This window comes from Propionicimonas sp. T2.31MG-18 (assembly GCF_964266745.1).
In the GTDB taxonomy this organism is placed as follows: Bacteria; Actinomycetota; Actinomycetes; order Propionibacteriales; family Propionibacteriaceae; genus Propionicimonas.
This window is the reverse complement of the sequence record NZ_CAXWGX010000012.1, coordinates 1-20,862: the sequence shown is the minus strand read 5'-3', so window position 1 is coordinate 20,862 and position 20,862 is coordinate 1. Positions and strand designations below refer to the sequence as shown.

At 71.8% G+C, this 20,862-nt stretch carries 19 protein-coding genes, 1 tRNA gene and 1 riboswitch; of the genes, 5 read left to right on the top strand and 15 right to left on the bottom strand.

Translation table 11 applies throughout. From position 1 onward, the window contains the following. Entirely contained in the window at positions 1-879 is an 879-nt protein-coding gene (locus ACFQQJ_RS04955) for a 1,4-dihydroxy-2-naphthoate polyprenyltransferase (RefSeq protein ID WP_377104716.1), read from the bottom strand. Then, a complete protein-coding gene (locus tag ACFQQJ_RS04950) occupies positions 863-1,957 on the bottom strand; it encodes an AMP-binding protein (RefSeq protein WP_377104715.1) in 1,095 nt (364 codons plus the stop codon). Before ACFQQJ_RS04950 ends, ACFQQJ_RS04955 begins: the two co-directional genes overlap by 17 nt. Before the next feature lie 137 nt (positions 1,958-2,094). On the opposite strand from ACFQQJ_RS04950, the gene ACFQQJ_RS04945 reads away from it, so the two are divergent. Further along, positions 2,095-2,673: a lytic transglycosylase domain-containing protein gene (locus ACFQQJ_RS04945; protein ID WP_377104714.1), complete on the top strand. Its 579-nt coding sequence runs from the start codon at positions 2,095-2,097 to the stop codon at positions 2,671-2,673. Positions 2,674-2,755: 82 nt separating this feature from the next. Here the strand turns inward: ACFQQJ_RS04945 and ACFQQJ_RS04940 are convergent, their stop codons facing one another. The 5 genes from ACFQQJ_RS04940 to ACFQQJ_RS04920 form a co-directional block, all read right to left on the bottom strand. Then, positions 2,756-3,403, bottom strand: a complete 648-nt coding sequence (locus ACFQQJ_RS04940; RefSeq protein WP_377104713.1) for a LuxR C-terminal-related transcriptional regulator — start codon at positions 3,401-3,403, stop codon at positions 2,756-2,758. A gap of 11 nt (positions 3,404-3,414) precedes the next feature. Beyond that, positions 3,415-5,625 (bottom strand): sensor histidine kinase, encoded by a 2,211-nt coding sequence (locus ACFQQJ_RS04935; RefSeq protein WP_377104712.1) that lies wholly within the window; start codon positions 5,623-5,625, stop codon positions 3,415-3,417. Between the two features lie 2 nt (positions 5,626-5,627). Then, positions 5,628-6,071 (bottom strand): deoxycytidylate deaminase, encoded by a 444-nt coding sequence (locus tag ACFQQJ_RS04930; protein ID WP_377104711.1) that lies wholly within the window; start codon positions 6,069-6,071, stop codon positions 5,628-5,630. A gap of 65 nt (positions 6,072-6,136) precedes the next feature. Continuing rightward, positions 6,137-7,147 (bottom strand): ABC transporter substrate-binding protein, encoded by a 1,011-nt coding sequence (locus ACFQQJ_RS04925; protein WP_377104710.1) that lies wholly within the window; start codon positions 7,145-7,147, stop codon positions 6,137-6,139. Position 7,148: 1 nt separating this feature from the next. After that, the gene (locus tag ACFQQJ_RS04920) at positions 7,149-7,910 is read right to left on the bottom strand and encodes an ABC transporter permease (protein ID WP_377104708.1); all 762 of its coding nucleotides are present in this window, start codon (positions 7,908-7,910) and stop codon (positions 7,149-7,151) included. Positions 7,911-7,998: 88 nt separating this feature from the next. Beyond that, positions 7,999-8,130, bottom strand: a riboswitch (FMN riboswitch). Between the two features lie 148 nt (positions 8,131-8,278). On the opposite strand from ACFQQJ_RS04920, the gene ald reads away from it, so the two are divergent. Continuing rightward, complete coding sequence (ald, locus tag ACFQQJ_RS04915) at positions 8,279-9,394, top strand: alanine dehydrogenase (RefSeq protein WP_377104706.1); 1,116 nt, start codon at positions 8,279-8,281, stop codon at positions 9,392-9,394. 8 nt (positions 9,395-9,402) lie between these two features. Then, the gene (locus tag ACFQQJ_RS04910) at positions 9,403-10,890 is read left to right on the top strand and encodes an amidohydrolase (RefSeq protein ID WP_377104704.1); all 1,488 of its coding nucleotides are present in this window, start codon (positions 9,403-9,405) and stop codon (positions 10,888-10,890) included. A 6-nt stretch (positions 10,891-10,896) separates the two neighbouring features. On the opposite strand, the gene ACFQQJ_RS04905 is transcribed toward ACFQQJ_RS04910, so the two are convergent. Together ACFQQJ_RS04905 and ACFQQJ_RS04900 are read right to left on the bottom strand one after the other, a co-directional pair. After that, entirely contained in the window at positions 10,897-12,018 is a 1,122-nt protein-coding gene (locus ACFQQJ_RS04905; protein WP_377104702.1) for a trypsin-like peptidase domain-containing protein, read from the bottom strand. A gap of 40 nt (positions 12,019-12,058) precedes the next feature. After that, positions 12,059-13,384 carry an MFS transporter gene (locus ACFQQJ_RS04900; RefSeq protein ID WP_377104700.1) on the bottom strand — a complete coding sequence of 442 codons (1,326 nt, stop codon included), beginning with the start codon at positions 13,382-13,384 and terminating at the stop codon, positions 12,059-12,061. Between the two features lie 117 nt (positions 13,385-13,501). On the opposite strand from ACFQQJ_RS04900, the gene ACFQQJ_RS04895 reads away from it, so the two are divergent. Next, positions 13,502-13,574, top strand: a tRNA-Lys gene (locus ACFQQJ_RS04895). Positions 13,575-13,658: 84 nt separating this feature from the next. On the opposite strand, the gene ACFQQJ_RS04890 is transcribed toward ACFQQJ_RS04895, so the two are convergent. From ACFQQJ_RS04890 to ACFQQJ_RS04870, 5 genes are all read right to left on the bottom strand, one after another. Continuing rightward, positions 13,659-14,933 carry an extracellular solute-binding protein gene (locus ACFQQJ_RS04890; RefSeq protein WP_377105465.1) on the bottom strand — a complete coding sequence of 425 codons (1,275 nt, stop codon included), beginning with the start codon at positions 14,931-14,933 and terminating at the stop codon, positions 13,659-13,661. Between the two features lie 125 nt (positions 14,934-15,058). After that, positions 15,059-15,955 carry a carbohydrate ABC transporter permease gene (locus ACFQQJ_RS04885; protein ID WP_377104698.1) on the bottom strand — a complete coding sequence of 299 codons (897 nt, stop codon included), beginning with the start codon at positions 15,953-15,955 and terminating at the stop codon, positions 15,059-15,061. After that, complete coding sequence (locus ACFQQJ_RS04880) at positions 15,952-16,932, bottom strand: carbohydrate ABC transporter permease (RefSeq protein WP_377104696.1); 981 nt, start codon at positions 16,930-16,932, stop codon at positions 15,952-15,954. The genes ACFQQJ_RS04885 and ACFQQJ_RS04880 overlap by 4 nt, the downstream gene beginning before the upstream one ends. Before the next feature lie 83 nt (positions 16,933-17,015). Further along, positions 17,016-18,404, bottom strand: coding sequence for an ABC transporter substrate-binding protein (locus ACFQQJ_RS04875; RefSeq protein WP_377104694.1), 1,389 nt, complete (start codon positions 18,402-18,404; stop codon positions 17,016-17,018). 329 nt (positions 18,405-18,733) lie between these two features. Then, a complete protein-coding gene (locus ACFQQJ_RS04870; RefSeq protein ID WP_377104692.1) occupies positions 18,734-19,027 on the bottom strand; it encodes a DUF3618 domain-containing protein in 294 nt (97 codons plus the stop codon). A gap of 69 nt (positions 19,028-19,096) precedes the next feature. Here ACFQQJ_RS04870 and ACFQQJ_RS04865 point away from each other — a divergent pair, with 69 nt between their 5' ends. Then, positions 19,097-19,573: a peroxiredoxin gene (locus ACFQQJ_RS04865; protein WP_377104690.1), complete on the top strand. Its 477-nt coding sequence runs from the start codon at positions 19,097-19,099 to the stop codon at positions 19,571-19,573. Positions 19,574-19,583: 10 nt separating this feature from the next. On the opposite strand, the gene ACFQQJ_RS04860 is transcribed toward ACFQQJ_RS04865, so the two are convergent. After that, the gene (locus tag ACFQQJ_RS04860; RefSeq protein ID WP_377104688.1) at positions 19,584-20,648 is read right to left on the bottom strand and encodes a potassium channel family protein; all 1,065 of its coding nucleotides are present in this window, start codon (positions 20,646-20,648) and stop codon (positions 19,584-19,586) included. Positions 20,649-20,862: the final 214 nt, after the last annotated feature.

Below are 20,862 nucleotides of genomic sequence, written 5' to 3'. Positions count from 1 at the left end.
TCAGCGGGCGATCATCAGCCCGACGAGCAGCCCGGCGGCGCAGGCGAGTTCCGCGAGCCCCGTGCGCTTGAGGACGGGGATCAGCCCGCGGCCCGTGACGCCGCGGAGCACCTCCCGGACCGGGCCGACCAGGGCGACCAGCATGAACCACCCGAGCAGCGCCCACCACGAACTGGTCGCGGCCACCCCGAAGACGCCGACGGCGGCGAGGCCGAGCAGGCCGACGAAGAAGCGCCGCGTCCCCGCGTCCCCCAACCGCGTGGCGAGCGTCCGCTTCCCCGCGGCGCGGTCGCCCTCGAGGTCGCGGAGGTTGTTGGCGACCAGGATCGCGCAGGCCAGGGCGCCGATCGCCACGGCGGTCCACCAGGTCGCGGCAGAGACCGCGCCGACCTGGATGAACACCGTCCCGGTGACCGCGACCAGGCCGAAGAAGACGAAGACGAACAGCTCGCCCAGGCCCAGGTAGCCGTAGGGACGGCTGCCGCCGGTGTAGTACCAGGCGGCGGCGATGGCCGCCGCACCGACCGCGAGCAGCCACCAGTACCCGGTGATCACCACGACGGCGAGGCCGGCGACGGCCGCGAGGCCGAAGCACGCGAACGCCGCCGCGCGCACGCGGAGGGGGTCGACCAGGCCCGCGCCCACCAGCCGCAGGGGCCCGACGCGGGCGGCGTCCGTGCCCCGGATGCCGTCGGAGTAGTCGTTGGCGAAGTTGACGCCCACCTGGAGCGCGAGCGCCACGACCAGCGCGAGCCCGGCCAGCAGGGGCGAGAAGGAGTCCTCGAACCAGGCCACGGCGCTGCCGGCCAGCACCGGGGCCAGCGCTGCGGGAAGGGTGCGCGGACGGGCCCCCTCCACCCACTCAGCCAGTGTCGCCATCGCCGTCCGCCTCCTGCCAGGACCGGAGCAGTGCCGTCCGGTCGATCTTGCCAACCGATGTGTACGCCACCGTGGGGACGTGCCGCAATTCGCGCGGCAGCGCCGCCGCGCCCACGCGTGCGGACAGGGCACCGCGCACCTCGTCGAGGCCGAGCCGGCCGGCCGTCACCGCGACGATGCGGACGCCCCAGCGCGGGTCGGGGACGGCGAGGACGGCCACCGCGCCGGCTCCGAACGCCGCGTCGCAGGCGGCCTGTGCCGCCGCGAGGTCGACCTTGTGGCCACCGGTGACCACCACGTCGTCGAGCCGACCGAGCACGCGGAGCCGCCCGTCGCGCCACTCGCCACGGTCGGTGGTGCGCACGACGTCGCCGCGCAGGACCTCCGCGGTGAGGTCGGGCCGCAGGCGGTAGCCGAGGAAGGCCATCGGGCCCCCGAGCAGCACCCGCTCGCCCTCGAACGCGACGCGGACCCCGTCGAGCGGGAGCCCGTCGTAGACGCAACCTCCGCAGGTCTCGCTCATCCCGTAGGTGACCACCACCGGGACACCCGCGTCCGTGGCCCGCTCGCGCACGTGCGGCGGCACCGCCCCGCCCCCGACGAGCACGGCGGCGTAGCGGCCGAGCGCCGCCACGAGGTCGGGGCGGTCGAGGGCACGGTCGAGCTGGGCGGACACCAGGGAGAGGTACGTGCGGTCCTCGGGACGCGGCAGGTCGGCGAGGTCGGTCCGGGCGAAGCGCACCCGCGTCCCCGCCACGACCGCCCGGGCGATCGTCATCACGCCGGCCACGTGCTGGGTGGGCAGCGCGCAGACCCACTCCCCCGGGCCGCCGAGGCGGTCGTGGGTCGCGCCGGCGGCGAACCGGATGGCGTCCGCGCCCAGCACGACGGCCTTGGGCTCGCCGGTGGAGCCGGAGGTGGTGACCACGACCGCGGCGCCGGGCTCGGTGACCGGCCGGTCCACCGCCAGCGCGGGCAGGAGCCGGGCGTCCGGCACCGGGGCGACCGGGGCGCCACCCTCCAGCGCGTCCGCGAGGCCGCCGACCAGGTCGGGACCGCTCAACAGGCGCAGGTGCACGGCCCCACCCTAACCAGCCGGCGCGCCCCCTCTCAGGATCTGCCGAACCCCTTTCCGCCCCGCGCAACGCCAATCGCCGCATCCACCTGGCGAGCCTGAAGTTCACCTGAGAGGTTTCTTATGAAAGACTCCTCGCCGTGCTGAGTTCCCGCGTCGTCCGGCTGGCCCTGGTGGTGGTCGGGACGCTGGTCGGGCTGACACCGGCCGTGCCCAGTGGTCTCGTGGCGGCCTCCGCCGCCCCCGTCGCGGCCGCGTACAGCGACCCCGGCACCCGCAGCACCCGCACCGATGACCTCGCGGCCTACCGTCGGGCGCTGATGAGCAAGCAGAGCTCTGCGATCGGCATCCGCAACGCGACCATCAAGGCGCTGTATGAGCAGAAGGTGAAGGAACTCGGCTACGAACCCTCGATCACCGACCCGCGCGAGATGGCACGCCAGATGATGCGCAACCTCTACGGCTGGGGCGAGGACCAGTTCGCCTGCTACGACGCGGTCATCATGCGCGAGAGCAGATGGAACCCGTACGCGGACAACCCGCACTCCAGCGCCTACGGCATCCCCCAGGCGCTGCCCGGCAGCCGGATGGCGGCCTTCGGCGCCGACTGGCGCACCAACCCGGCCACCCAGATCCGGTGGGGGCTGGACTACGTCGACCAGCGCTACGGCACGCCGTGCGGCGCCTGGTCGTTCAAGCGCGGCCACGGCTGGTACTGAGGTCCAGGAAGGCCCTCCGTCCCCGACGACGAAACGAACCCCCGGCCGTGGCCGGGGGTTCGCTGCTGTCAGGGCGTCCGCGTCACTGGTGCGGTTCGACGGGCGGGACGATGCCGTCCTCGATCGCCCGGCGGAACAGGTCGAGCTTGCTGGCCGCGGGGCGGTTCACGTTGGTGTACTTCACGCGGATGCGCTTGAGGTACTCCTTCACGCTGTTCTCGGTGATCGTCAGCCGCTCGGCCACCTCGGGCACCTCGAAGCCGCCGGCGTAGAGCGCCAGCACCTCGCGCTCGCGGGGGCCGAGGTTCGCCGCCACGTAGGACGCGTCACCCTCGATGGCGGCCAGGATCTCCTGGCTGATCACCACCTGTCCCTCGGCGACCGCCTCGATGGAGGCGAGCGTCACCGAGATCGGCTCGGCCTTGCGGCACACGCCCGCGGCACCGCCGGCGAGCGCGCGGCGCAGCAGCCGGACGTTGTCGGCGATGGAGTAGACGAGCACCTTGTAGCCGGACTCGATGAGCCGCTCGGTGTTGTCCAGGGGATCCGAGCCGTCGTCGAGCTGCAGGTCGAGCAGCACGACGTCGGCCTGCACCCCCTTCTCCAGGAACTCGGGTACCGTGCCCGCCCCGTCCACAAGCGTGACCTGATGACCGGGGTGGTTCTGCAGCGCCACGGACATGCCGAGGCGGATGGCTTCGTGGTCGTCAATGACTGCGGTGGTGATCATCGTTTCCCAGCCTAACGTGTACTGACCCGGCCACTGGCATCGAGTCCGACCAATTCGCTTGTCCCGTCATCGCGGACGGCCAGCACCGTCACGACGTCCTCGTAGCCCTCGGGCGCCGCACGGGCGACGACGCGCTTGGTGCTGGAGTCGGTGAGGAGCCGCCCCAGGTGGCGGGTGAGGGCCGCCCGGACGTCCTCCGGCAGCCGGGTGCCCCGGCTGTCGACGAGCCGCACGTCCACCCCGCGGCCACGGGCGACCTCGATGGCGTCGGAGGTGAGCTCGGTCACGAGGTTGCCGGCGCGCATGGCATCCCGCAGCCGGCTCTCCTGCGCGAGGCAGGCGGCGCGCTCCTCGTCGGAGAGCTCGTGGTCGGCGTCGGCGATGCGGGTCAGCAGCGGGCCCACCTGGGCACGGAGCTGGGTCAGCCAGACGTCGCGCAGCACGAGCTTGGAGAAGCTCTGGGCGATCGCCTTGTTCGCCGCGGCCGACGACCGGCGGGACGCGTTGAGCCGGTCGGCCATGTCGATCAGCCAGGTCTGGAGGAGCTGCGCGACCAGCATCCACGAGAAGGGCGTGAAGCCCACCCGCAGCGTGTCGCCGACGCCCATGTCGTGGGTGACCGCCCAGACCGCGGAGATCACCGCGAACAACCCCACGCCGGTCCAGGCGACGCGTTCCTGCCCCCGCACGAGGACGGTCACCAGCAGCACCATCACCACGCTGCTGTGCCAGGTGGCGTAGCCCGGCCAGTGCCCGTTGGGGAGGACGGCCTGCACGATCAGGGTCACCGCGACGAGCAGCACCACCACGAGGATCGCGTCCCTGGCCTTCATCGGGTTCTCGTCGGTGCGGGACAGGGTGAGCCAGGTCGCCAGGGCGGCGAGGCCCTGGGCGGCGAAGACGGGCCAGATCGACGTCACCTGGTCGAGGCTCGTCCAGCCCAGCAGGAACTGCAGGCCCACGAGCACCCAGACCAGCCGCACGAGCAGGGGCCGGGAGAGGTCGGGGATGTCGGCGAGGACGCGTCCCGCGCGCTTGCGCTTGGGCAGCTCCGTCTCGCCGGTGACCGTGGTCTCGTCCGGCACCCAGCTCAGATTGACGACGGTGCCGTGCCCGGGTGAGGAGTGGATCTCCGCCTTGCCGCCGATCGCCCACATCCGGTAGACCACAGAGACCTGGAGGCCGAGCCGGCGCTTGGGCACGAGGTCGGGGTCGAAGCCGACGCCGTTGTCGGCGATGGAGATACTGATCGCGCCCTTCTGCGGGCTGGTCAGCGTGACCTCGACCTCCTCGGCGCCCGAATGCTTGGCGACGTTGAGGGCCACCTCGCGCACGACCATGCCGAGGGTGCTGGCCACCTGCTGGGGGACGGCGAGTTCGGACACCTGGGAGACGAATCGTGCCTGCGGCACCAGCGCGCTCACCACGTCTGTGACCAGCCAGGTGAGCTGGTCGCCGGTCACCGGGAGCCGGGTCTCCGTCGGGGCCTCCGCCTGGGCGAGCCGGTCGACGGCCCGCTGGGCCTGCGCGGCCACGTGGGCGTCGCCGGGAGCGTGCGCGGCAGCGACGAGGGTGGTCATCACCTCGTCGTGGACGATGCCGTCGAGGCGGTGCCGCTCCTCGAGGAGGGCCTCCTCGATCGCGGCGTCCGTGGCCTCCTTGCGGGTGGCGGCCTCCGCCTCGTCCAGCTCCTTGAAGGCGTTGCTGACCACGCCGAGGGCGACGATCACCACCGAAGCGTTCATCACCAGGTTGATCATGTCCTGGAAGGCGCCGAGCAGGGACGCGCCCTGGCCCGACGGCGTCATCCGCACCACGGCGAAGAGCAGGCCGGACGCGATCGCGTACGCGAAGCCCCAGCCCGTGCCGGTCGTGACGGCCAGGCAGATCGCGGCGACGCCGAGGGTCATCCACAGCCACGGGCTGCTCTGGGCGACCTCGTCGGACTGCCACGCTGCCGGCCAGGTGATCAGGCCGAAGGTGACCACGGTCACGTAGGAGAGGGCGAAGGAACGGAGCTGCCAGCCGAGGAAGCTGGCGACCATCATGCCGATGCTGGCCGCGATGATGCCGCCGCCGACGATGACCGTCCACCACAGCGCGAGGTCGGGGATCTGGCCGACGGCGGCCAGCGAGGCGGGGATGAGCGTGCCGAGACAGAACAGCGCCACGCCCCGGTCGACCCAGGCGGACAGCTGTGAGGTCTTCGGCTTGGCGTTCACCACTACCGGCTCCAGTCCACCAGTCCGTCGGCGTCGTGCTCCCCGTCCGGCCAGACGGCCCGGACGATGCCCGCGGCGGCGAGCGCCTTCCGGCACCCGGGGCAGGGCGGGTCGGTGATGTAGGCCGTGGCGCCCTTGGTGTCACGGGTGGAGAACAGCAGCGCGTTCACCTCTGCGTGGATGGCGATGCAGAAGCCCGGGGTCCCGGGCCGGTCGTAGTCGCCCAGTCCGGGGACCTCGTCGTAGCCGAGCTGCCCGCGCGGGCACGCCCCCTCCAGGCAGTCGGGACGCCCAGGGGCGGCACCGTTGTAGCCGGTGGCGATGATCCTGCGGTCGAGCACAAGGACGGCCCCCACCTTGCGGCGGGTGCACTTCGCGCGGCCGGCGACGGCGCTCGCGATGGTGAGGAAGTACTCGTCCCATCCCGGTACCCGGTGCTCGCTCATCAGCCTCCTTCGTCGAGGGTCATTCTCCCAACGATGTCCAGAGGGTATCGGCCGCCGCGCCCGTTCTAGCCCAGGTACGCGTTCGAGAAGGCGGGTGTCGGGTCGACTCGGCCCTTGGTGAGCCCCTGTGCCGCCATGAAGTCGGCCATCGCCGTCCACTGGGCGGCGTCGAGGGTGCCGTCCACGCTGCCCCCGCCGGTCCACAGGGGCGCGGTGGCCGCGAGGGTGGCCTTCGCGGACTCCTGCGCCGAGGCGGCGGACAGGCCCGGGACGTAGGTCGCCGACACCTCCAGCGCGTGGGCCTGGTCGGTGACGGCCGTGCGGATCCCGGCGAGGGTGCCGGCGACGACCGCCTTCACGACGTCGGGGTGGGCCTCGGCGTAGGCGCGGGTGGTGGCCACGCAGATGCCGACGAGGGGCACCTGCCCGGGGGCGATGGCGAGGCTGCGGGTGGCGAAGCCGGCCAGCGCGAACTGCACCGCCTCGTTGTTGCTGAAGCCGACGATCGCGTCCACCTTGCCGGTGGAGAGGGCCGCCTGCTGGGTGTAGCCGATCTCCTGCACCTGGACGTCGGACTCGGCCAGCCCCGCAGAGCGGAGCGCCACCTGGAGGCCGAACCAGTTCTCGCCGTACCGGCCGGGGATGCCGATGGAGTGGCCCTTGAGATCGGCGAGGGTCGTGATCGGCGAACCGTCGGGCACGATGACCTGCACCGGGTAGCTGCGGTAGTAGGCGGCGACGGCCACCAGGTCCACGCCCTCACCGCGCGCCTGGAGCAGCTCGTCACCCCCGGCGACCACGAAGTCCTCCTGCCCCGCGGCGATCGCGGTGAACAGTCCCTCCGACGTGCCGTGGTGGCGCAGGGTCGGCCGCACGCCGGCAGCGGCGAAGTCCCCGTCCGCCTCGGCGACGTAGAAGGGGCTGAACTGCACGTTGGGGATGTAGGTGAGCCCGATCACCGGGGCCGGCAGCTCCGGCGTTCCGGACGGGGAGCTCGCCACGGGCGCGGGCTGGGCGCACCCGGCCAGCAGCAGGGCCGCGGCCGCAGCGCCCGCGAGGAAGTGTCGTCGTCTCATGTCAGCTGGCCTCTCGGGTTCTCTGCAGGGATTCGATGATGCGGGAGTTGCGCTCCCAGAGGTGGATCAGGGCGTAGGCGGCCGAGGCGATGACGGCCAGCACGAGGATCGTGGCGAACATGCCGGCGGTGTCGGAGGACTGCCGCTGGACGGTGAGCACCGTGCCCAGGCCGACACCACCCATCACCATCTCGCCGACGATCGCGCCGGTGACGGCGAGCGTGACGCCGTTGCGGACGCCGCCGAGGATCGAGGGCAGTGCCATCGGAAGCTCGACGTGGAGCAGGAGCCGCGCGCTGGAGGCGCCGTCGATGCGACCGGCGTCGACGACGTCACCGTCCACGTGGCGAAGGCCGACCACAGCGGAGATCAGGATCGGGAAGAAGACGATCAGCGCGCAGAGCACCACCACGGGCACCAGTCCGAAACCCAGCCACAGCACCAGCAGGGGGGCGAGGGCGATCGCGGGGATGGCCTGGGTGGCGCCGAGGAACGGGTTCACCGCCGCGGCCGCCCAGCGGGAGCGGTGGATGAGCACGGCCAGGGGCAGCGCGACGGCTGTGCCGAGCAGCGCACCGCCGAACGCCTCGACGAGGGTGAGCCAGACGTAGCCCCAGTAGGCGGGGTCGGAGAGGTTGGACGCGAGGCTGGCGGCGACGGCGCCCGGCGTGGGCAGCAACAGGGATCCCCCGCCGGCGAGCGCGGCCCAGCCGCAGAGCAGCACGACGCCCAGCAGCACGGGAGCGAGCACCTCGCGCCTCATCCGACCTCCGACCCGGTAACCGATCCAGCGTTCACCGGGGCAGGCGGGATGCGCGAACGGGCCACCGCGCGCGGAAACCGCGCGGCGACCGCGTGCTGCCTCCCATCCGGACTTTCACCGTCGGTCCTGGAGTTCCACCAGGTCAACCGGTCCCGCAAGCGGGGCCGGGTCGCGGACTGTCACCGCCGGTTCGGAATTACACCGACCCCGGAGCACGTTCGTGGACAGTCTATTACCCGCGGAGGTCCGGCCGCGCCACGGCGTCCATCCACGCGCGTGCGCCACGCCACGCCGGGGGCCCCGGTGTAGGAGACTTGTGCCGTCCGCGGCCGAGGAGGGCCGCGCCTGTGCGCAGAAAGGGATCGCCAATGCGCGTCGCCGTCCCGTCCGAGATCAAGAACCACGAGTACCGCGTCGCCATCACGCCGGTGGGGGTCGCCGAACTGGTCGCCCACGGCCACGAGGTGTTCGTCCAGGCCGGAGCAGGGCTCGGGTCGTCCATCTCCGACGCCGAGTACGTGGCGCAGGGCGCCACCATCCTGCCGACCGCCGAGGAGACCTGGGCCGCCGGCGAGATGGTGCTGAAGGTGAAGGAACCGGTCGCCGCCGAGTTCGGGCACTTGCGGGAGGACCTGCTCCTGTTCACCTACCTCCACCTCGCCGCGGACCGCGCGGGCACCGACGCGCTGCTCGGCGCGGGCACGACGGCCATCGCGTACGAGACCGTGCAGCTGCCGTCCGGCCTGCTGCCCCTGCTCTACCCGATGTCCGAGGTCGCCGGCTGCCTGGCGCCCCAGGTCGGCGCCCACGCGATGATGAAGGCCCAGGGCGGGCGGGGTGTGCTGATGGGGTGCGTCGGCGGCGTCGCCAACGCCAAGGTGGTCGTGCTCGGCGGCGGCACGGCCGGCCAGAACGCGGCGAACGTCGCCCTCGGCATGGGCGCGGACGTGACGATCCTCGACACCGACCTCGACAAGCTGCGCACGACCTTCTGGCGCTACGAGAACCGGGTGCACGGCATCGTGTCCTCCCGGCTGGCGATCCGCGAGCAGGTGCTGGCCGCCGACATGGTGATCGGAACCGTGCTGATCCCCGGCGCGAAGGCCCCCAAGCTCGTCACCAACGAGATGGTCGCTCAGATGAAGCCCGGCTCGGTGCTCGTGGACGTGGCGATCGACCAGGGCGGCTGCTTCGAGGACTCCCGTCCGACCACGCACTCCGACCCGACCTTCATGGTCCACGACTCGGTCTTCTACTGCGTCGCGAACATGCCCGGCGCGGTGCCGAACACCTCCACCTGGGCCCTCACCAACGCCACGCTGTCCTACGTGCTCCAGCTCGCGGACAAGGGCTGGAAGCGGGCGCTGAAGGAGAACCACCCGCTGGCGCTCGGCCTGAACACCCACGCCGGGCAGATCACCTACCCCGCTGTCGCGGACGCCTTCGGGCTGCCGTACACCCGCGTGGACGACGTGCTCGACTGATCCCGGCGGTGCTGCTCGCCAACGCCCGGCCCGTCCGCCTCGGCGCGACGGGGCCGGGCGCGCCCGTTTCCGTCCGGACTCGTGGCGGGCGCGTCGTCGCCGTCGGCGCGCACCTGCGGCGCGAGCCCGGCGAGGAGCTGGTGGACGCCGCGGGACGCTGGCTGCTGCCGGGCCTGTGGGACGCGCACGTCCACCTCGGGCAGTGGGCGCGGCGCCGGACGCGGCTCGACCTCGCCGGCACGGCGAGTGCCGCCGAGGCGCTGAACAGGGTCCGCGGGGCCGTCGCGGCGTCCCCGGTCGCCGCGACCGTGCTGGTCGGCGTCGGCCACCGTCCGGCCACCTGGGCCGAACCACCCACCGTGAGCGCGCTGGACGAGGCCACCGGTCCCCTGCCGGTCGTGCTGGTGAGCGGCGACGCCCACGGCGGCTGGCTGAACTCGGCGGCGCTGGGCCGCTTCGGCCTGCCGTGGCGCGACAGCCCCGTGGTGGAGGCCGAATGGTTCGACGCCCTCCCCGCGATCCTGGCCGCGGAGGACGAGCTCGTCGGGCCGGGGGCGTACACGGACGCGCTGCGCGCCGCGGCGGCGCGAGGGATCGTGGGCGTCGTCGACTACGAGTTCGAGCCCGGGTTCGCCGCCTGGCCACGACGGTACGCCACTGTCGGCGTCGGGGTCCGCGTCCGCACCTCGACCTATCCCCGCGACCTGGACGCGGCGATCGCCGGTGGCGTCCGCACCGGCGACGCCCTCGCCACGGTGGAGGGCGTGCCGATGGTCACGATGGGCTCGCTGAAGATCATCAGCGACGGGTCGCTGAACACCCGCACGGCCGCATGCGCCGACCCCTATCCCACGGGCGGCCACGGCGTGCAGAACGTCTCCCCCGCCGACCTCCGCGACCTGTTGGGGCGGGCACGCGCGCACGGCCTCACCGTGGCGCTGCACGCCATCGGCGACGCCGCGGCCGCGGCGGCGCTCGACGCCTTCGCCACCACCGGCGCCGAGGGCACCATCGAGCACGCCCAGCTGCTGCCCGCCGGGGCACCGGGACGGATGGCAACGCTGGGGCTCGCCGCGAGCGTCCAGCCCGCCCACCTGCTCGACGACCGCCACGTGACCGCGTCCGTGTGGGGACCCGACCGCGCCCGGCGCAGCTTCCCGCTGCGCGACCTGGCCGACGCCGGCGTGGAGCTCCTGATGGGCTCCGACGCGCCGGTGGCACCACTGGACCCGTGGCTGGCAGTGGCCGCGGCCGTGCACCGCGGCGACCCCGACGACCCGCCCTGGTTCCCCGCACAGGCACTGCGGCCGGCCGAAGCGCTGCGCGCGAGCACGGGCGGCCGGGACGAGGTCGCGCCCGGGGCGCCAGCCGACCTCGTCCTGCTGGACGCCGACCCGCTCGCCCCCGGCGCCCCGGCGGAAGTGGCCCGGGCGCTGCGCGCGATGCCGGTCGCGGCCACGTGGGTGGCCGGCCGCCCCCTGCACCGCACGTTCTGAGCCGGGTCAGCCGCAGGGCGTCGGCGTCCCGGTCGGCGAGGTCGACTCGAGCAACCAGACTCCCCCGACCAGCGCGAGGCGATAGGCGGCTTCCGCCTCCGCGCAGGCTCCGGGCCCGGCACTGCGCAGGCGTGCCCGCACGGTGGCGGTGTCGCCGTCCCGGAGCGAGGACGCGACCTCCAGCCGCTGCCATGCCACGGCACTGTTCGCCGCCGCCCAGCGCTCCCGTCCACCCTCACGGGCCTGGGCCGCAGGCGTGAGCAGGCCCCAGGCCGCCCCGAGCCGGCCGCTGCTGACGCTCTCGCCGTAGAGCCACAGGCTGTGGGCTGGCTCCGGCACCGCACCGTCGGCGAGCACGATGGCCGGCCCCGGGCCGGGAGCCGGGCGGTCCCCGTCGCAGGGCGCCACAGGAAGCGGGGCCTGCGAACTCCACTGCGCCACGCTCTGCGCCAGCGATGCCGTGTCGATCGCGAGCGTCACGGTGGCGGCACTGTCCCGGCCGCCTCGCCCACCGATGGTCGCGACCACCATGCCGAGGACCCGCCCGTCCGGGGCGATCGCCGGACCGCCGCTGCTGCCGGGCGCCAGCGTCGTGTCGACCGTGACCAGGTCGCGCAACGGGTGGTCGTTCACGACGGCCCGGTCGGTGACCGAGGTGATCCGGGTCAGCGCGACGCCCGGTTCCGACTCGCCGAGCGGGAGTCCCAGCGTCGCGACTTCGGTTCCCGGAGCCGCGACGGCCGGGCCGGCGAGGACGAGCGGCGCGACGGGCAGGACCGCGGCGGTGCGCAGCAGCGCGGTGTCGCGGGCCGCGTCGAGGCCGACGACGTCCGCGAGCACCGGTGCCCGGCCGGACAGGCGCAGGCTGACCTGGTGCGCCCCGGCGACCACGTGCGCCGCGGTGAGCACCAGGCGCTCGCCGACCACGAAGCCGGAGCCGGACAGCGGACGGCCCGCGCAGGAGGTGCCGAGCACCCGACCCACCGAGGCGGACGCCGCCGGCAGCACCGGGGCGAAGGCGGACCCCTCGACGGGGACGACGGGCAGCAGCGGGCGGGCGAAGAGCGAGCAGCCGGTGAGCAGGACGGCACCGGCGATCGCCCCCAGGGTGCGGGTCGCGCTGCGCATCGTGTCCTCCGCGCCCCACCTTAGGGGCGGCGCGCGTCGCTCAGGCCGCCGGTGCCGCCTCCGGCTCGATCCGGGAGTAGCGGCGGCTGAGCAGCCGGTAGGAGCGGGTGAGGAAGGCCCCACCGGTGAGGGCCAGCCCCAGGACGCCCGCCAGCACGAAGACGAGGGCGATCCCGCGGGCGTTGCCCTCCCCCAGCAGCGGCCCGAGCGTCTCCCGGCCCTGCTCGGAGTTGGCGTAGGGGATGAGCCCGTACTGGGCGACCGGCCCGATGATGAAGGCACTCACCGGGGCGGCGGCCACCTCCACGGTCTGGGCGAGGCCGAACACGCGTCCCTGCTTCTCGTACGGCACGACCTTCTGCAGCACGGTCTGCTCGGCCGCCTCCGCCACGGGGATCAGCGCCATGTAGGCCAGGATGCCGACGGCGGTCAGCCAGATGTTCTCGCGGATGGTGAACAGGATCGACACCGTCCACATCACCACGTTGGCCAGCAGCAGGGCACGCAACGGACGGGTACCCAGGCCCATCCTCGCCACCCACGCCGCGCCGATCATGAACCCGAAGCTGAGCACGCCCCACAGCAGTCCCCAGACCTCCACGGAGACCAGGTTCAGGCCGTAGGGGTCCATCAGCGCCATGAAGACCCCGCCGAGCAGGTTGTTGAAGGTGGCGAAGAGCACCAGGCCCATCAGGCCGGGGACGGCGAGCACCGCCCGGAACGCACCGGGGAAGTCCACGGCGTGCGGCGCGCCCTCGGCGTGGACGATCTCGGGCTCGGGGATCGACACCGTGAGCAGGTGGAGCAGCGACACCACCGTGAAGGCCACGGCGATGGCCATCGTCCACGTCATGCCCAGCCGGCCGACGGCGAGCCCGGAGAACACGGACGTGATCGCGAAGCCCAGGCCGTTGACCATGCCGACCATGCCGTTCATGTTCGCCCGGCGCCCCTCGGGGACGAGCAGCGTCACGCAGGTCGACAGCGCGATCCCTCGGGCGCTCTCGACGATCGCGCCGAGAAGGATCAGCAGGACGAAGCCCCAGAACGCGAGGCTCCCGATCTCGAGCAGCGAGCGGGTGGGCACGAGCAGGAAGAACGCGAAGGCCGCGGTGTAGGCGACCGCCGTGACGGTGGTGGCGACCACCATCACCCGCTTCTTGCGCCACCGGTCGACCCAGGTGCCGAACGGCACGCCGACCACCGCGACCATGAGCATGTACGCGCCGCCGATGGTCGCGGTCGCGACCACGGACCGCGTCTCGAGGTACACCCAGAACGTGAGCGCGAACCACAGGAAGCTCGTCGTCACGTTGGCGATCAGGGTGTTCACGAGCACGCCGTAGAAGCTGCGGGTGTGGTCCATCGGCGGCTCCCTCCTGGTGGAGCCGACATCATGGCACGGGCCGCTGACAGTGCGCCGGTCCGGGCGGGGCGCCCGATTTCGTTCTTGCCGCGCGCGTGGGGTAGAGTCTCTGCCTGCGCGCCGCTAGCTCAACTGGCAGAGCAGCTGGCTCTTAACTAGCGGGTTCGGGGTTCGAGTCCCTGGCGGCGCACAACAGGTCCCCGGCGGGTAACCGCCGGGGATCGCTGCGTCCGGGGGTGGACGACCGGTGCCTCCCGGCGCGGCGGGAGCCTGATCAGCCGAAGGTGCGGCCCATCCGCTCCTCGAGGTCGGCGAGCGCGTCGGCCGGTGCCCGCTCCCCCCTGAGGGCGGGCAGGCAGGTCTCCTGCACGTCCTTGGTGAACTGGCGGTACTTCGTGGTCACCGGCAGCGGGCGGGCCGTGGCGAGCACCGCGTTCAGCGTCTTGAGCCGCGGCACCTCCTTCAGCAGGGCCGCATCCGTGGCGAGCTCGGTCAGCACCGGCCCGCCGGCCCCTTCCAGGACGAGTTCGCGCTGGACCGGCGGGGACGCAAGGTACCGGACGAACTCCCCGGCGGTGCCCTTGTTCCGCGCCTGGGCGGAGATGCCGAGGTTCCGTCCGCCGAGGACGGCCACCCCCTCGCCGTCGCGTCCCGGCAGCGGTGCGCTGCCCGTCCCGACAACCGCGGAGGCCCCGGCCTCGATCGAAGCGCCCGCGCTCCACCAGTCGCGGAGGAACACCAGCGAGCCGGAGGCGAAGGCACGACGGGCACCGTCGCCCGACCAGGTCAGCGCCGCCTCCGGCGTCGCCCCGGACGACACGTCCGCTGCGAGCCAGGACAGGCCTGCGGCCGCCGCGGGCGTGTTCACCGACGGCGTCCCGTCCGCGGTCACCAGCGACCCCCCGCCCGACCAGATCGCCTCGGCGAGGTTGCTGGTGAGGTCCGGGTGCGGCCCGAGCTGCCCGGCGTAGCACCAGCGGGCCGGTCCGCGTGCCATGAGCCGGCTGCACGCCGCGCGCAGCTGCGTCCAGGTTGTCGGCGGGGGTGCGTCGAGGCGGTCCAGCAGGTCGGTGCGGTAGTACAGGACGCCCGCATCGAGCAGGACGGGGTAGGCGGCCAGCTGTCCCTCGTGGGTGGCGGAGGCGACCGCAGCGGGGGCCAGCCCGTCGGTCGGGAACGCCGCGGCGGGAAGCGTGGCCAGCCAGCCGTTGGCCGCGAACTCCGCGGTCGCCGCCGGCTCCAGCAGCTCGACGGTGTACTCACCGCTGCCGGCCTGCGCCCGCGCGGCCTGGTCGGCAGCCCGCTGCCCGTCGCGGGTGGGCAGCTCCACGACGGTCACGGGCTCGTCGGGGTGGGCCTCGTTCCAGTCCGCGACGACCCGGGCGAAGCGTTCCCCCTCCCCGCTGCCGACGGCGAGGCTCACCGGGCCCCGCTCGCTCCAGCCGGCGTCGGCCACCGGGCTCGGGGTGGGGGGTTCGGGTGTCGTGCAGCCGCTCGCGACCAGGGCGGCGAGCGCGCAGAAGGCCAGCAGGCGTCGTCCTGCCGTCATCCCCACCGTGTGCCCTCCCTGCGCCGTGTCCGGACCCAGCCTAGGCCGAACGGCGGGGCGGGCACCGGAAAGCACCAGGGGCCCCGCCTCCGCGGGGCCCCTGGGTACGGCACTGTGCCGGACGCTCAGCCCTTCACGCCACCGGCCAGCAGGCCGCGGACGAAGTAGCGCTGGAGCGAGAGGAACACGACCATCGGCACGACCATCGACACGAACGCACCTGCCGCCAGCAGGTACCACCGGCTGCCGAAGCTGCCCGACAGCGTCGCGATCACCCGGGTGATCGGCGAGTACTCGGGACCGGCGAACACCAGCGCGACGAGCAGGTCGTTCCACACCCAGAGGAACTGGAAGATCGCGAACGACGCGATCGCCGGCACCAGCAGGGGCAGCAGCACCTGGAAGAACACCCGCACGTGGCCGGCGCCGTCCACCCGTGCCGCCTCGATGAGCGAGCGCGGGATCTCCTTCATGAAGTTGTGCAGAAGGAAGATCGCCAGCGGCAGTCCGAAGATGGTGTGCGACAGCCACACCGTCCAGAACGTGCCGTCCAGGCCCCACTGCACGTACTGGCTGAGCAGCGGGATCAGGGTGACCTGGATGGGCACCACCTGCAGCGCGAACACGAACGCGAACAGCGCGTTGCGCCCCCGGAAGTCGATCCAGGCGAAGGCGTACGCCGCGAGCAGCGCGAGCATGATCGGGATCAGCACCGCCGGGATCGTGATGATGAAGGAGTTGAAGAACGAGTCGGCGACGTTGCTGGTACCCAGGACGTCGACGTAGTTCTTCGTGGTGAACTCGGGATCGGCGAACACCGTCCACCAGCCTGTCCGCCGCACGTCCGCCGCCGGGCGGAAGGACGTGATCAGCAGGCCTGCGGTGGGGACCGTCCAGAAGATCGCGATCAGCACCGCGATGATCGAGGCGGCGGGCGAGCTCAGCCGGGTCTTGGCGTCGACGGCACGCTGCTCCTTGCGGGTCAGCTTGCGCGGGGTCTCCACGCGGGTGTCGAGGCTCATCGCTCCCCCTCCGAGATCCGCATCTGACGGACGTTGTAGATGATGATCGGCGCGATCATCACGAACAGGATGACGGCGAGCGCCGCACCGATCTGCGGCTGCCCCTGGTTGAAGCTCTGGATGTAGAACTCGTTCGCGATGATCGAGGTGTTGAAGTTGCCGCCGGTCATCGTGTACACGACATCGAAGGCCTTCAGGGTGCCCATCGCGATCGTGGTCAGCACCACGACGATGGCCGGGCGGACGCTCGGCACGGTGACCCACCAGAACAGCTTCATCCCGGTGACGCCGTCGACCTTGGCGGCCTCGATGATCTCGTCCGGGATGGCCTTGATCGCCGCGGACAGCACGGTCATCGCAAAGCCTGCCTGGATCCAGATCATCACCATGATCAGCATGAAGGTGTTCAGCGGCGGGTTCAGCAGCCACTGCTGGGGCTCCAGCCCCAGCCACACCATGACCTGGTTCATCAGGCCGATCTGCGGCTGCGAGGCGGGCTTGTACTCGTAGACGAACTTCCAGATGATCGAGGCGCCCACCATCGAGATCGCCATCGGCAGGAAGATCAGCGTCTTGGCAAACTTCTCGACCCGGGTGCGGTCGACCAGCACCGCGTAGACCAGGCCGAGGGCGGTGGCGATCGTCGGCACGAAGGCCACCCACAGCAGGGTGTTGATGATGACCGTGACGAAGGTCTCGTCAGTGAAGATGCGGACGTAGTTCTCCAGTCCGACGAAATCGGCACCGGTTCGGCTGAAGAACGAGTTCTTGATCGTCAGCATGCCGGGCCACAGCAGGCCGAACGTGATCAGCAGCACGGCGGGGCCGAGATAGCCGGCGACCGGGACCCACTTCGGCAGCTTGGGACGGTCCACCACGGCGAGGACCAGGCCCATCACCAGGGCGAAGAGCAGGATGGCCAGGATCATCACCGCGAATTTCTCGGGCAATGTCTCCGGCTTGAGTAACCAAAGCATCGTTGCCTTTCCTCTCGAGCGGAGAGCGGAGGGTCCGGGCTCGGCGACGAGCCCGGACCCCTCGATGTCAGCCTATGGCCGGATTACTTGGCCGGCCAGGACTTCTCGATGGCGTCGGCCACGTCCTGGCTGCTCTTGCCCAGGGCGATCCAGTCGGTCATCTGCTTCCAGAACGACCCGGCGCCGACAGCGGACGGCATGAGGTCGGAACCGTCGAAGCGGAACACGGCCTTCGGGTCGGAGAGGATCTGGTAGGACAGCTTGTCGACCGGCTGCACCAGCTTGTTGATGTCGAGCTTCTTGTTGGCGGACAGCCAGCCACCGTTGGGGGTGGCGTCAGCCTTCGCGTTGCTCCACTCGGGGCTGGCCAGGTACGCCTGGAAGGCCTTGACCTCGGGACGATCGGCGAAGATCGCTGCGAACTCGCCACCGCCGAGGACCGGCTTCTGGTCGGCGTTGATGCTCGGCAGGTAGAAGGCCCAGACGTCGCCGTCCTCGCCGACCTTCACGCCCTCGCCCCAGTTGGCCTGGTAGAAGGACGCCTGGCGGTGCATGTAGCAGGCGCCGTCGAGGATCGGCAGGCCGGCCTCGGTGAAGGAGGTGGTAGCGATGGTCTTCACGCCGCCCAGTCCGCCGTTGACGTACTTGTCGTTGCGCAGGATAGTGCCGGCCTTGTCGATCGCCGCGACGACCTTCGCGTCGTTGAAGGCGATGGAGTGGTCGACCCACTGGTCGTAGACCTCGGGACCGTTCACGCGGAGCATGATGTCCTCGATCCAGTCGGTGGCCGGCCAGCCGGTCGCGCCGCCGGACTCGATGCCCGCGCACCACGGCTTGACGTCACCGCTGGGGTTGTCCGCGACGATCTTGTCGGACAGGGCGATCATCTCGTCCCACGTGGTGGGGATGGTGTAGCCCTTGTCGGCGAACATCTTCGGGGAGTACCACACGAAGGACTTCACGTTGGCGCCCACCGGCACGGCGTAGAACTTGCCGTCGACGGAGCCGTAGCCCTTCCAGGCCGGGTCGTAGTAGGTCTCGACGTTCTTCACGGCCAGGTCGCCGGCCTCGATGACCTTGCCCGCGTTGTCGCGCACGAGGGTCTGCAGGAGGCCCGGCTGCGGGATGTAGGCGACATCGGGAGCGTTGCCGGCCTTGATGCGGACGGGGAGCTGGGCCTCGAAGTCACGCGAGCCCTCGTACTTGATCGTGGCGCCGGTGCACTCTTCGAACGGCTTGTAGGAGTCGATGTGCGGCTTCGCCTCCGAGTCGCTGGCGATCGAGGTGAAGATCGTGACGGTCTTGCCGGTCAGGTCGCCGTAGTCCTTGAACGCGGCGCACTTCTCGTCCGTCGCTGCAGAGCTGGCGCTGCCGGACGGGGCCGGGGTGCCACCGCTGCAGGCGGCGAGCGTAAGGAGCGCAGTCGCCGACGCGGCGACAACCAGCCCGCGTGCGATTCGTGCTTGTGACATTCAGTCCTCGCTTCTGAAGAATCTGGGCGCCCACGTTGGCAACCCTGAGAGCACTCTAGGCACGACGGGCCGCCTGTGGGCAGGGCCTTTCCCGGATTGTTATGGAACTCCAACCACCCCACCGCGATGTTGTGGGATCTGAATGGATTCAGTTGGGGTTTATCGATTCAAAATTGGCGCGTCGAAGAAGGTAAAACGAGTGACCTGAGTCGAAAACAAGCCGTGATCAGAGCGCTCTCGGACCCGGTGCACCCATGCCTCGGCAGGGTCGGAGAGCCCGGTCGCCGGGGCGTGGCGTGCCGGCCCGGAGACCCGGGGGAAGGGGTCGGTCAGCGACCGCGAAGGATCGACCGGACGATCAGTGCGAACGTCACCGCGCCGCCGACGGCGGCGGCCAGCAGGGCGACCCGCTCGGTGCGCAGGTTCCCCCGTTCGTCCACGACCTGGGAGCGTGCCTGCTCGAAGGTGCCCTGGGCGAACTGCCGGGCGTCGGCGACGGTGTTGGCGACGATCGCCTTCGGGTGCACCTGGTTGATCAGGCCCTCGACGCTGGCCGCGAGGCGCTGGCGGGCCGCGTCGAGCTCGGCCTCGATCTCCTCGCGCGTGCGGGTTGCCTGTGTCATGTGTCCTCCCAGCGGACGGCGTGTCGGGTCCGCACCAGCCTATGCCAGCCCGCTCGCTAGGGTGTCGGCATGAGCCAGCTGCAGCCGGGCGATCCCGCGCCCGCCTTCACCCTCCCGACCGCGTCCGACGGCGCTGTCTCCCTCTCCGACTACGCCGGCGGACGGGTCATCGTCTACTTCTTCCCCGCCGCCATGACGCCGGGCTGCTCCCTCGAGGCGATGGACTTCGACGCGGCGATGGGCGACCTCTCCGCCGCCGGCTACCACGTCGTCGGCATCTCGCCGGACAGCGCGGAGAAGCTCGCCCGGTTCGCCGCGCGGGACAACCTCCGGTTCCCGCTCCTCGCCGACCCGCAGCGCGATGTCCTCAGCGCGTACGGGGCCTTCGGGGAGAAGACGCTCTACGGCAAGAAGGTGGAGGGCGTCATCCGCTCCACCTTCATCGTCGACGTCGACGACGACGGCGAGGGACGCATCGACATGGCGCAGTACAACGTTCGCGCGACCGGCCACGTGGCGAAGCTGCGGCGCGAGCTGGGCGTCTGAGCAGCCGCCGTCAGGCCTGCGCCTGCCACGACCGGGACCCGGCGAAGCCGTCGCCGGCCGCGAACTGGTCCAGCACCTCGGTGGCGCCCGAGACGATCAGGTGCTCGCCCGGCTGCACCAGGCGTCCGTCCGGCGGGGTGGGCTCGTACTCCCCCGGCGCGTGCAGCACGGCCAGGGTGAGGATGCCCTCGGCACGCAGCTCGCCGATCGTGCGCCCGGCCAGGCGGCCGCCGGGCTCCGCGGCCACCTCCTCCATGCTGAAGGCGACCTCGGCGCGGGTCAGGGCCGCGTCGATGAACTCGATCACGCCGGGACGCAGCGCCAGGTTCACGATCCGGCGTCCGGCCATCGTGTAGGGAGAGACCGCACGGTCGGCACCGGCCTGGATGAGCTTCGAGATCACCGTCTCCGCACCGGCCCGTCCGACGATGAACAGCCCGGGGTTCAGTGATCGGGCCGTCAGGGTGACGTAGACGTTCTGTGCGTCGGAGTCGATCGCCGCCACCAGTCCCCTGGCGCGCTCGACCCCTGCCTGGCGCAGGACCTCCTCGGTGGCCCCGTCACCGTGCACCACGAGGTAGCCGGCGGCTTCCGCCCGCTGCAGCGAGTCCTCGCGGACGTCGATGACCACCACCTGGTGCCCGTCCGCCAGCAGGTCGCTGGCCACCATGGAGCCCACCCGGCCGTAGCCGCAGACCACCCAGTGGCCCCGGAGCCCGTCGATCATCCGGCTCATCCGCTTCGCCTTCCTCCTGCCGCTCGCGACGTCGGTGATCACGTTCTCCGCGACGACGCCCACCGTCCCGAAGATGACGCCGATCGCAGACAACGCCATGAGCATGGTCCACACCCGGCCGGCCAGGTCGAGCTCGTGCACCTCGCGGAAGCCCACCGTGGTCATCGTGGTGACCGCCATGTAGAGCCCGTCGAGGAACGTCCAGCCCTCCAGCACCATGTAGCCGAGGGCGCCGATGAGGGCCAGCGCGACGACCGCCAGCAGCCAGCCCAGGACGGGCCGGCTGGCCAGAGCCCTTCTTGCGGGGGCGGCGCCCTTCGGGCGTCCGAGCAGCCTCACGGCCGCATCCTAGGCCGCGCGAGCCCCTCCCGGGCCCTCCCTCGCAAACCCCCGTCCCACCCCACCCACCTCCCCACTCCCCCTGCGGCTCCCCACCCCCACCGCACCCCACCCCGCGGTCGCTGCCGAGTGCAACTCCCGCTACCGGAATTCCGGTAGCGGGAGTTGCACTCGGCAGCAGGAACGGGTGGTGGGGTGGGTTGGGTGGGTTGGG